General features: G+C 49.2%; 12 protein-coding genes and 1 pseudogene. 6 read left to right on the top strand and 7 right to left on the bottom strand.

Annotated features, from left to right (window positions below):
- Positions 1–10: 10 nt before the first annotated feature.
- A complete protein-coding gene (gene purR, locus SFA31_RS15165; RefSeq protein ID WP_322838734.1) occupies positions 11–1039 on the bottom strand; it encodes an HTH-type transcriptional repressor PurR in 1029 nt (342 codons plus the stop codon).
- Positions 1040–1309: 270 nt separating this feature from the next.
- On the opposite strand from purR, the gene SFA31_RS15160 reads away from it, so the two are divergent.
- Positions 1310–1399 (top strand): YnhF family membrane protein, encoded by a 90-nt coding sequence (locus SFA31_RS15160; protein WP_322838733.1) that lies wholly within the window; start codon positions 1310–1312, stop codon positions 1397–1399.
- 263 nt (positions 1400–1662) lie between these two features.
- Positions 1663–2828: pseudogene (locus SFA31_RS15155) on the top strand (MFS transporter).
- Positions 2829–2850: 22 nt separating this feature from the next.
- Here SFA31_RS15155 and SFA31_RS15150 read toward each other — a convergent pair.
- Positions 2851–3594 (bottom strand): C40 family peptidase, encoded by a 744-nt coding sequence (locus SFA31_RS15150; protein WP_322838732.1) that lies wholly within the window; start codon positions 3592–3594, stop codon positions 2851–2853.
- Positions 3595–3905: 311 nt separating this feature from the next.
- On the opposite strand from SFA31_RS15150, the gene SFA31_RS15145 reads away from it, so the two are divergent.
- Positions 3906–4253 (top strand): Grx4 family monothiol glutaredoxin, encoded by a 348-nt coding sequence (locus SFA31_RS15145; RefSeq protein WP_322838731.1) that lies wholly within the window; start codon positions 3906–3908, stop codon positions 4251–4253.
- Positions 4254–4362: 109 nt separating this feature from the next.
- On the opposite strand, the gene rnt is transcribed toward SFA31_RS15145, so the two are convergent.
- The 4 genes from rnt to SFA31_RS15125 form a co-directional block, all read right to left on the bottom strand.
- Positions 4363–5010, bottom strand: coding sequence for a ribonuclease T (rnt, locus tag SFA31_RS15140; protein ID WP_322838730.1), 648 nt, complete (start codon positions 5008–5010; stop codon positions 4363–4365).
- Between the two features lie 92 nt (positions 5011–5102).
- Positions 5103–5510 carry a lactoylglutathione lyase gene (gene gloA, locus SFA31_RS15135; RefSeq protein WP_322838729.1) on the bottom strand — a complete coding sequence of 136 codons (408 nt, stop codon included), beginning with the start codon at positions 5508–5510 and terminating at the stop codon, positions 5103–5105.
- A 91-nt stretch (positions 5511–5601) separates the two neighbouring features.
- Positions 5602–6699, bottom strand: a complete 1098-nt coding sequence (locus SFA31_RS15130) for an alkene reductase (protein WP_322838728.1) — start codon at positions 6697–6699, stop codon at positions 5602–5604.
- A 77-nt stretch (positions 6700–6776) separates the two neighbouring features.
- Entirely contained in the window at positions 6777–7373 is a 597-nt protein-coding gene (locus SFA31_RS15125) for a TetR/AcrR family transcriptional regulator (RefSeq protein WP_416208336.1), read from the bottom strand.
- 450 nt (positions 7374–7823) lie between these two features.
- Here SFA31_RS15125 and SFA31_RS15120 point away from each other — a divergent pair, with 450 nt between their 5' ends.
- The 3 genes from SFA31_RS15120 (at position 7824) to sodC (ending at position 9731) form a co-directional block, all read left to right on the top strand.
- Positions 7824–8069: a DUF1289 domain-containing protein gene (locus SFA31_RS15120; protein WP_322838727.1), complete on the top strand. Its 246-nt coding sequence runs from the start codon at positions 7824–7826 to the stop codon at positions 8067–8069.
- A gap of 125 nt (positions 8070–8194) precedes the next feature.
- On the top strand, positions 8195–9088 hold the full coding sequence (locus SFA31_RS15115; protein ID WP_322838726.1) for an aldo/keto reductase family oxidoreductase: 894 nt from the start codon (positions 8195–8197) through the stop codon (positions 9086–9088).
- Between the two features lie 121 nt (positions 9089–9209).
- Positions 9210–9731, top strand: coding sequence for a superoxide dismutase [Cu-Zn] SodC (sodC, locus tag SFA31_RS15110; protein ID WP_322838725.1), 522 nt, complete (start codon positions 9210–9212; stop codon positions 9729–9731).
- Here the strand turns inward: sodC and SFA31_RS15105 are convergent.
- The gene (locus tag SFA31_RS15105; RefSeq protein ID WP_322838724.1) at positions 9721–11757 is read right to left on the bottom strand and encodes an FUSC family protein; all 2037 of its coding nucleotides are present in this window, start codon (positions 11755–11757) and stop codon (positions 9721–9723) included. The two genes, sodC and SFA31_RS15105, sit on opposite strands and share 11 nt — an antisense overlap.
- Between the last annotated feature and the right edge of the window lies 1 nt (position 11758).

The following is an 11758-nucleotide window of genomic DNA, read 5'->3' as shown; positions in this document are numbered from 1 at the left end:
TCCGGAATCGTTACTGGCGGCGATAATCGCGGAAGGGACCATCGGCCACAGAACGGCGTTCTACCAGCCGTGGATGCACTTCAATTGTCTTTGATTGTTCGCGTTTATTAATAATGCGATCGAGCAGCATATTAAATGCCGTTTCGCCCAAAGAGTCTTTTGGCTGATGCACCGTGGTCAGCGCGGGCGTAAAGTAGCGGGCGTTGCGGACGTTATCATAACCAATAATGGAAATATCCTGTGGAACACGCAATCCCATTTCATCCGCCGCGCAGATGGCGCCCATTGCCATAATGTCGCCACCGCAGAATATTGCGGTGGGGCGCTGCGGTTTTGAAAGAATTTGCTGCATTGCCCGATAGCCGGACTCTGGTTCAAAATCACCTTGCACAATCCAGTCTTCATTCACTGTGATTTGAGCCTCTTCCAGCGCCTTCATAAATCCAGCTAGCCTCCCGGCACCGGTGTTACGATGCAGGGAGCCGGGGATCGCGCCAATATCGCGATGCCCGCGTTCAATTAAATAGCGCCCGGCTATATAACCGCCAGAGAAGGAGTTATCGACGACGGAGTCAGTAAAGTCGGCTTTGGCTTCGCCCCAGTCCATGACCACCATTGGAATATGACGATACTCTTCAAGCGTTGCGAGTAAGGGATGTGGGTATTCGGAGCACATAACCAATAGTCCATCGACGCGCTTTTGCGCCATCATAGATAAGTAAGCCCGCTGTTTTTCCAAATTATTCCAGGCGTTACCCAGAATAAGCGTGTAGCCTTTGGCAAAGCAGTTTTTTTCCACGCCTTCAATGATTTCAGCGAAATAAGGCGCTTCACTGCTGGTGGCAAGCAGACCTATTGTTTTCGTGTGATTCACTTTCAGGCTGCGCGCTACGGCGCTGGGGGAATAATGCAGTTCTTTAATTGCTGTCCAAACCGCGTTTCGCGTCTCTTCTGCAACGAAGCGAGTTTTGTTAATTACGTGAGATACGGTAGTGGTGGAAACGTTTGCGCGCTTAGCGACATCTTTAATGGTGGCCATCAGGCGTTTCTCCCAGCCATAGCGTATTCTCCTGAAAATGGGGTTAAACGTTTGCTAAGCCTGATTTACACCGAATAGCAGATATCACGGAAGTTCAGGCGAAGGAAACAGGGAATCAACAAATAATTAGCGGAGGATTTTGTCCGATCTATAGCAAAAGGGGAAGAGGCAAATTGCGCAACCGATGAATTCCAGTAAGATTTACGCTATTTTTATGGGGAATAGCGTAATAGACGCTGAAATAAGAGAATAACCAAAGGAGCTGACAATATGAACGCTGAATTAAAATACGCATTAATTACGACCATAGCCGCATTAGGCGTTATCGTCATTGGTGCGTTAACTGCCGTTACTCATTAATTATTGACCAGGCCAGTGAGCGTTGCCGCTGGCCCGGTCATTGTTCATTCACTGCGCGCACAGCTATTTTTTTGAAATAGCTGTCTCCCGAGTTCCTCAATATTATTGCCGCTTATGCAATACTGTTTTGTCGCTTACAACTCTTTAACTTTTCTGTATGCCCTGACATCATATGCGCGACATAGCGACGATGTCGCCTAAATCATCAACGTGTTGGGGCTATAAATTTCACTTCAGCGCCTGATACATCCAGAGAGTCAATCATGAAATTAAATTATCCTTTGCTGGCGCTTGCCGTCGGCGCATTTGGCATTGGAACAACTGAATTTTCTCCAATGGGCCTGTTGCCCACTATCGCGGAAGGCGTCGGGGTTTCTATTCCAGTTGCAGGAATGCTGATTAGCGCATATGCCATTGGAGTTATGTTTGGCGCGCCGCTGATGACGTTACTTCTATCTCACAGAGCCAGGCGCAGCGCGCTGCTATTTCTAATGGGGATTTTCACCCTTGGGAACATACTGTCAGCGATTGCGCCGAATTATACGCTGCTGTTGATTTCGCGCATTATCACCAGTTTGAATCATGGGGCATTTTTTGGTTTAGGTTCAGTGGTGGCTGCCGGTCTTGTGGCAAAAGAAAAACAGGGAAGCGCGGTGGCGACCATGTTTATGGGGCTGACGATTGCAAATATTGGCGGGGTACCAGCAGCAACGTGGCTAGGGAATACGATAGGCTGGCGAATGTCTTTTCTGGCAACCGCAGGATTGGGCGTATTGGCGATGATAGGCCTGTGGGTCTCTCTGCCTAAGGGAGGAGAAGGGGTGAGGCCTGATGTGCGACGCGAGCTTGCAGTCATGCTGCGCCCGCAGGTGCTAACCGCGCTGCTCACTACGGTATTAGGCGCAGGGGCGATGTTTACGCTGTATACCTATATCGCTCCGGTCTTACAGCGAGTGACTCACGCCAGCGCAGGATTTATTACTGGTATGTTAGTACTCATTGGTATTGGTTTTTCTTTAGGGGCGGCGCTTGGAGGAAAATTCTCTGACAGGTCGATTGCAGGCACGTTAAAAGCATTTCTATTACTGTTATGATCATTATGTCGGTAATCCCATGGCTGGCTAAAACAGAAATTGGGGCCGCGGTAGCAATGGTTATATGGGGAACCGCAACCTTTGCCGTGGTGCCACCGCTGCAAATGCGCGTAATGCAAGTTGCACATGAGGCGCCGGGGCTTGCTTCTTCTGTCAATATTGGCGCATTTAATCTGGGCAATGCTTTAGGCGCAGTGGCTGGTGGTGCCGTTATTTCTCAGGGGTTGGGTTATAGCTTTGTTCCGGTTGCGGGGGCGATTATTGCCGCGCTGGCATTATCCCTGGTTATTTTCTCCGGCAGGTGTGAGTCGTCGAAAGCCGCATGGGTGGAGTAACAGGAACGCGAAAATGGTGGGGTTAGCGTAGCGTATGCGGCATCATCACTCTGCGCGCACCGACATAGTGCTGTTGCCAATAATTCTCATTGAGCGAAGTTATGCGGATATCTTTGCCCGTGCGCGGTGACTGAATAAACTTACCGTTACCGAGATACACGCCAACGTGATCGGCGGCTCCTCGCCCCTGAATACGAAAGAAAACCAGATCGCCACGCTGAAGTTCAGACTGGGCGATAAAAGGGGCGTCGCGTAAATGGTACATTTCGTTGGCAGTGCGTGGGATGGGGATCTTTAACAGATCTTTATAGGCGTAATACACTAAGCCACTACAGTCGAAGCCGGTTAGTGGGGAAGCGCCCCCCCAGCGATAAGGCTTACCGAGCTGCCGCATCAGCGTTGCCATTGCTTTTTCCCGGGCTAGCACTACCCGAGCCTTGTGTGCACTGGCGATACTGTTTTCCTGGATGCTTTCCTCAATGCAACTGTTACCGCTGCAAAGCGCTGGCGCTGTTTCTGCCCTTATATGTTGATTTTTGGGAAGATGCGTAAGGCGAGATGAATGACCTTTAGGCATTGAGGATAAGTTACGCGTCAGGCGCGACTTCGTTTTTTGCTGTAATGGTTTAATGTCATGAACGGAACGTAATGAATACGTTTTTGGAGGGAGAGTCCGGGTATTTTTACTTGCCTGAGCCTTGTGAGGCAGCGCGCCCGCAATAAAAAGGGCTACTAAAGTAAACGTGAGGCGTTTTTTTCCTGCCACCCGGGGCTCTCCTGCGATATTCAGGGTTAACTTAGACTTTACCTGTCAGACAATCCGGCAATTCTAATGCAGAATATTTATTCAGGTGAACATTCTTTTGTATCGAAACGCAACGGAGAGGACATTTTCAGAAAAGTAAAGCAGTTAACAACTCTTTGATTACAATAAAATTCATAATAATTAACTTACATGAAGACTTGAATAACACTTTATCGTGAGTGGATACCCTTACAAAAACGGGTGTTTTCTGGCGTTGCCTGAATGGCTACAATATACGGCTAATGCCGCAAGAAGCTTGAGGAAGCATAGCAATGAGCGAGACTATCGAAAAGATCCAGCGCCAAATCGAAGAGAACCCTATTTTACTGTATATGAAAGGTTCGCCCAAATTACCGAGCTGCGGTTTTTCTGCTCAGGCGGTTCAGGCACTTGCCGCATGCGGTGAGCGCTTTGCCTACGTGGATATCCTGCAAAACCCTGACATTCGCGCCGAACTGCCTAATTATGCCAACTGGCCGACCTTCCCGCAGTTGTGGGTGGATGGTGAATTGGTTGGGGGCTGCGATATTATTATTGAAATGTATCAGCGCGGCGAACTACAGGCGCTGATTAAAGACGCTGCGGCGAAGTACAACACCGAGACGCCTGACGCGCAATAAAACTATTGGCTAATGTTGATTTACAAACGCAGCCCCAGCAGGGCTGCGTTTGCTATAGTTCTAACCCACCGTCAGCGCGCTGACGATACTCCCTAAAAACTCGAATCTGTCAGGATTCCTCAGGCTGCGGTAGCGGCCAGCCACCCAGACGCTTCCAGCGATTAACTATTTCGCAAAACAATTCTGCGGTACGTTCTGTGTCATAAAGTGCCGAATGCGCCTGGCTTGCATCAAAAGAAATTCCTGCCGAAATACAGGCTTTTGCCAGCACGGTTTGCCCCAGTGCCAGCCCGCTAAGCGCGGCGGTGTCAAAAGTTGCAAATGGGTGAAACGGGTTGCGTTTTAGGCCCGCGCGTTCGGCCGCTGCCATAGTAAAACCGTGATCGAATGTTGCGTTATGCGCAACAATGATAGCGCGATTGCAGCTTGCATCTTTCATACCTTTGCGTACGGCTTTAAAGATAGCGTGCAGCGCCTCGTATTCGGTAACCGCGCCGCGCAGCGGATTATGTGGGTCAATACCATTAAATGCCAGAGCGTCCTGATCAAGGATGGCGCCTTCAAAAGGTGCAACGTGAAAGTGCAGCGTCTCATCAGGCGATAGCCAGCCGTTCTCATCCATTTTTAACGTGACGGCGGCGATTTCGAGCAGGGCATTGGTCTTAGCGTGAAAACCAGCGGTTTCTACATCGATGACGACGGGGTAGAAACCGCGAAAGCGATCGCAAAGCGCGGCACGTTGAGCATTATCTGGCATGGGAATCTCTTGTAACGAAAAAACGGCGGATATTATGGCAAATTTTATAATGAGTTGCAGCATGCGAGGGAATAATCCCCCGCTGATATTAATTAATTACCCAGACCTTTCCCGGCGTCCTTTTCTTCAATCAACTCAATTTTATAGCCGTCAGGATCTTCTACAAACGCAATTATCGTTGCGCCACCTTTGACCGGACCAGCTTCGCGGGTAACATTACCGCCATTCTGGTGAATGCGCTCACAGGCTTCAGCCGCGTTATCGACGCTAATAGCGATATGGCCATAAGCATTACCTAAATCGTAGCTATCGACGCCCCAGTTATAGGTGAGTTCCAGCACCGTTTCTTCACTTTCGGCACCATAGCCCACGAAAGCGAGAGAATATTTATATTCAGTATTTTCACTGGTACGCAGTAGTTTCATCCCCAAAATATGCGTGTAGAAATGGATAGATCGCTGTAAGTCACCGACACGTAACATTGTATGAAGAAGCCGCATAAATTCCTCTTAAAATAATAAGTTAGATCATGAGTTATCTGTCATTGTACAGTATAGCGGCGCTGGCGCGCCGCTATCAATGCGTACAATCTTAGAGCGTTGGATAATCGATATATCCCTCTTCGCCACCGCCGTAAAAAGTCTCCGGGCGCGGTGAGTTCAGAGGAGCGTTATGATGCAGGCGATTAACCAGATCGGGGTTAGCGATGTAAGTACGCCCAAAGGCAACAGCATCGATATAGCCTTTATCCAGTAACGTTTGGGCTTTCTCCTGCGTATACGAACCCGCACCGATAATCACGCCGCTGTATTGTTGACGTATTTGCTGACGGAAAGCATCTGAATAAGGTTGGCCACCAGCCCAGTCAGGCTCAGAAATGTGTAAGTACGCCAGGCCGCGTTTACTAAGCTCCTTAATAAGCCATAGCGCCGCCTCTTCCTGCCCCTCGCTGTTATCGATACCATTGAACGGGCCCAGCGGGGAAATGCGGATGCCGATACGATCGGCAGACCATGCTGCAATTGATGCATCTACAACTTCCAGCGTCAGCCGCGCACGGGCTTCAACGCTACCGCCATAATCATCAGTGCGTTTATTCGCTGCAGGTGACATAAACTGATCTAATAAATAGCCATGGGCTGCATGCAGCTCTACCAGATCGAAATTGGCCTCGCGCGCATTGCAAACCGCCTGAGCAAAGTCATGAATAATTCCTGGAATTTCTTCGCGTTCCAGCGCTCGGGGAATATCGGTATCGACGCGCACGGCTTTACCGTCTTTATCGCGAAGCGTTGTTCGCGTTGGTGCCTGAATCGCGGAGGGGGCGACCGGAGCCTGTCCGCCCGGCTGTAAACTGGAGTGAGAAATGCGCCCGGTGTGCCATAACTGTACGGCTATGCGGCCGCCTTCAGCGTGTACCCCCCGCGTTATTTGCTGCCAGGCGGCTATTTGTTCTGCGCTGTGCAGGCCGGGTGCGCCGGCATAGCCTTTCGCCTGTGCGGATATCTGTGTGGCTTCGCTAATGATCAATCCTGCGCTTGCTCGCTGGCGATAATATTCCGCCATGAGCGGGGTTGGGATATCGCCCGGTTCGATGCTCCGAAGGCGAGTTAATGGAGCCATGAAAATACGATTTGGCACGGTGATAGCGCCAATGCGCAGCGGCGTAAATAGTATTTGGGTTGTCATCGTAACTCCTTTAATCATCCAGTGAGTGGTTAGCTGAAACGTGTGAAATCGAGGCAGACTTCAGATAAGGAATATGGCTAAGCAATGGGCGAGGGCAGCATACGTGCGACGTGCGATATGGCTTCATCCAGCGCTTTACTATTTCGAAATATTTTTGTTTGCAAACAGGCGCCAAGCCACAGGGCATGGAATACGTGTGCCAAGGCGTAAGGGGTATCGGGCAATGTAAAACATCTCATCTGTACGCCGCGAATAAGCGCTTCTGACAGTATCGTGATGAGCTGTGCGGCTCCATCCTGTAACGTTGCGCGCATCTCGTCTGAGAGATCGCATACTTCAGCCGACAGTTTTACGGTTAAACATTCTCCACAGGGATTGAGCGGGGTGAAATTTTTGCGCTGCAGACTGTACCATTCCAGAATCAAATCACGCATATTGCGGTCGCGGCGCGTAAAATGTGCTGTCAGGTGCGCGTTTGATTTATCGTTGTATCGCCTGAGTAATGCGACGCCAAAAGCCTCTTTTGACTGGAAGTAATGATAAAACGATCCCTTTGGTACACCCGCCTGATGTAATAATTTACTTAACCCCATGCCGGTAAAGCCCAGCTTCAGACTAAGTTCCTCACCAATATCTAACAAATGATCGCGGGTTGAATGTTCGGTTTTTTGCATTATAGAGACAATGTAATAGACCGGTCGGTCTAGGGCAAGTGAAAATGTTATTTTTTTGTACCATCATGTTTAAAAAGCATTAGGAAAACGAGTGAGTTTTATATCTCGTAATCAAAGAGGACTAGATAAGATCAATTGCACAGGCAAGCGTTAAGAAAAGCACTCAGATTTTTCTACAACTCAGCGTTGACGAAGAGCCTCAGGCCCTAAGCTTTGGATTAGAGCGACGCTTTAATACTTATTGTATTGATGAGATCTTATTGTAGATATTTTATTAAATGGAATTTAAAAAAAATGAGATATATGTGTTTTCATTAATAGTAAGGTGTGCTCCCGGGAAAGGCTTCCTTACTTTCCCGTCAATGAAGTGAGCGGCATTCTGTGCTCAGCTTGCAAGAGCGGAAATAAAGGGCTTGAATGATATATATACGTTGGCAGGAGGTGAAATGAATGCCGGAACAATTGGAGTTTTTCCCAATCCCCAGCCCCTGCCGCGGTATTTGTCAATCCGATGAACGGGGCTACTGCCGCGGTTGTATGCGCAATCGGGAAGAGCGTTTTCAGTGGCAAAGCATGAGCGACGCACAAAAATATCACGTTTTGCGTCTTTGTCGCCAGCGTTGGGCTAGACGGTTGCGCGCTGAAAAAGCTGCCTCAACGCGTGAAGAAGAACCGACGCAATCCTCGCTGTTTTAGTTTTATTCTAAATATATATTTTTAACCTAATCCTGAGATCTTTCACGCATTTACGACTTTTGTAGCTGCCTCTGCGCGGCTTAGCTGGATATACTGCACCTTAGTTTATTCAGGAGATAGTCGTCATGCAGCGTATTGGTATCGCTCCGCAAGGTCCTGTGTTCTCACGCATGGTTATGGGTTACTGGCGCTTGATGGACTGGGGAAAATCAGCGCGACAATTAGTGGATTTCATCACCGAGCATCTGGAATTAGGCATAACAACGGTCGATCATGCAGATATTTATGGCGATTACCGCTGTGAAGCGGCATTTGGCGAAGCGCTAAAGCTAGCTCCGGCGCTCAGAGAACGCTTAGAGATTGTCACTAAATGCGGTATCGCAACGTTGTCGAAACCGGGTAATACCATAGGTCACTACATCACTACGCGGCAGCATATTATACAAAGCGTTGAATCGTCTTTATCCCGGCTGGCGACGGATAATATTAATTTGCTGTTAATTCATCGCCCCGATCCGTTAATGGATGCCGATGAGGTTGCAGACGCGTTTGTCTCTTTGCGCCAGAGCGGTAAAGTACGCCATTTTGGTGTATCGAATTTTTCTCCTGCCCAGTTTTCGCTACTTCAATCCCGCCTGCCTTTTGGGTTAGTGACTAATCAGGTTGAGATTTCTCCCCTGTGTCAGGATCCGCTGTTGGACGGTACCCTTGATTTGATGCAGCAATTGCGGGTTCATCCTATGGCCTGGTCGTGTCTGGGAGGCGGGCGTCTGTTTAGCGCCCCAGAATATATCACTCTGCGTTCGGAACTGGAGCAGATCGGGCAAGAATTGGATGCTAAATCTATTGAGCAGGTGGTGTATGCCTGGGTAATGCGTTTACCGTCACAGCCTTTGCCAATTATTGGCTCAGGTAATAGTAGCCGTGTTCGGGCCGGGGCAGCCGCGATAGATCTAACCCTTACCCGTGAGCAGTGGTTCCGTATCCGCAGGGCCGCACTGGGATACGATGTACCTTAATATCTGGATGCGTTCACGGGCAAAATAAGCGCGGTGGGATAATATTAATACGAAGGTAGCGTACTTATTGGTTTTCGTCGCAAAGATAGCGTAATGCAATATCTTTAATGAAGGAGTGAGTATGAAATATGTTCTGTCAACTTTTGCTTTACTGGTAGCCTGCGGTAGCGCGCATGCCGCCAGTGAAGAGATTAAGATGAATATGGTCACCGCGCAGGGCATTGGCCAGGAAATTGGTAGCGTTAAAATTGAAGAAACATCGGCAGGGTTGACGTTTACACCAGATTTAAAAGCATTGCCTGCGGGTAAACATGGGTTTCATATTCACGCTGAAGGGAGCTGTGAGCCTAAATCCATCAAAGGAAAAACGGTTGCTGCCGGCGCGGCTGGTGGTCATTTTGATCCACTCAATACCGGAAAGCATCTTGGCCCGCAGGGCAATGGGCATTTAGGTGATTTACCGGCGCTGTTGGTTAATGAGCAGGGCAGAGCGACGGCGCCCGTTGTCGCACCACGTCTCAAAAAACTTGAGCAAATTGAAGGGCTGGCTTTAATGGTTCATGTAGGCGGAGACAATATGTCCGATCATCCTAAACCACTGGGCGGTGGCGGCGAGCGCTTTGCCTGTGGCGTTATCCATTAATCGGGCTTTGAGTATCAGGAATTACCACGGCATGCTCCAGCTGCTGTAACGAACAGTATAAGCGCCAGATTATCCCTGCTAAATCGCGGGCCGCGGGGTTATGATGGCGCGATAATGTATCGCAGATAAGCTGAAGCTCTGCCAGCGATTGTTCCAGAGGCCTTTGGCGCACGCCTTTTTCGCTCATGATATTACGTAGAGTAGCAATACAGACATCTCTTACCTGCGATAGCGGATCTGACCGTGTTTCCCAATCGCGTAACTGCCAGACTACGTGAGTACAGTTGAGTAGTACAACCCCCCAACGCAATAACCAGCGGCGGGTAAGCTCGTCTTTACTATTACTTAATTGACTGATGTGGTGATAAACCAGTGACTCGAAATTACCTTCGCTGCGCTGAGGGCGCCGACTGAGTTGATCTATAAATGCCCGGCGAATGGCGCGGATATGGCGACGGCCTTTACGCTTATCTGAGCTGGGGCGCAGAACTGAAAATGCTACCCAACAAAGGGCCACTCCGACAACTTTGGAAAGATTCTCGTTTAAATAGCTGGCAAAGTCATACTCCGGTGGATTAGTAACCGAAATAAACGACCCCATAAATACAATCAATTGTCCCCATAGCCCGGCGTATTTTTTATGCTGTAATTTGAGTAATTGCATTGTCGTGAGCAGTGGGAAAAGGAAGATTAAGAACTGCCATAGCTCACTTATTTGTACCATAAGGCCAAATTTAACAACAAAACTAAACAACGACAGCAATAGCAGGGTTCTTAGCAGCATATTGACGGACCCCACGGGCGACGGTGAGGCGGAATAGAGAACGCAACAAATTGCGGCAAGCGTCATGGCCGCATCGCCGGTTTCCCAGGTAGTAGCGATGGTCCATGCACCTGTGACTACAATCACGCAGAAAGTGCGAAAAGCGCTCCAGCTATTCTCTGCATTATCCGTATGGCGGGCAAGAGAAGGGGCGCCGGGCGGCGTTAAGTCGGTCACCGGCGTTGCATTCTCAAGCCGATTAAGCCAGCGGCTACTATCAAGATATAGCCAGCAGAAATAACGTAGCCTTAACCAAAAAGCGCGATGGCGGTAATCATCTGCATTATCCGGATCCGGCGCGAGCCGTTGCAATAGGCGTGCGATACTGTATTTATTTGCATCAGGCCGGGTTAATTCCTGCGTGAGTTCAGTTAACAGCGGGGCTATGGAGGCCGGTGCATCGGGCCAGTTATGCAATAAACGCCTGACGCTTGAGATAATACTAGTGAGTCGTAATTGTTGATGCAGCAAATAGTTAAGCAGCGCATTTTGCTGGCGGAAACGATAATGGCTCCAGAATGCCTGAATGCGCAGTAAATTCATGGTGAGGATCTGCCCGATGATATTTTCATGGGCAGAACGGATAGCATCCGACGTTTGCGGTTGCCATAGTAGGGCTGCATGATCTAATAAGCGATTATGCATATTGCGCAATGCTGTGATGAGCGCTGAGCCATCAGAGGTACTGGGCAGGACCATCATCATGAAACCACCGCTCAGGATACCGACAATAACTTCACAGACGCGTGATTGCGCAATATTCCAAAGCTCAGTTGTTTCAGTCGTATTGACCAGGGGAAATGCGATAATTGCCGCAGTGTATCCCGCCAGAGCAAATGCATAGGCGGCATTATTTTGATACTGGCTTGAAATCCATGTACAAAGCGCCAGCCAAAAAGCCATCGAAAATGTGAATAACCAAGGGTCATTTAAGGTATGTCCGGCAATAATTAGCGAGGCGGTAGCACCTATCAGACTCCCGGCGATGCGCCCGAGACTCTTACTAATAACGCCGCCGACGGTCGGAAAGCTGACCACTGCCGCAGAGGTCATTGCCCAATACGGTTCATCCAGTTCCAGCGCATAGGCGATACTCAGAGCGAGACACATTGCAATACTGTTGCGTAGCGCATAGCGCCACTGTCCGCTCGTCGCTTTACCCCATGGCATATTGCGCCATTCCAGCCAGTTTAAATTCACCATA

Source organism: Erwinia sp. HR93, from assembly GCF_034555055.1.
In the GTDB taxonomy this organism is placed as follows: Bacteria; Pseudomonadota; Gammaproteobacteria; order Enterobacterales; family Enterobacteriaceae; genus Apirhabdus; species Apirhabdus apintestini.
This window is presented reverse-complemented; position numbering and strand designations above follow the sequence as displayed.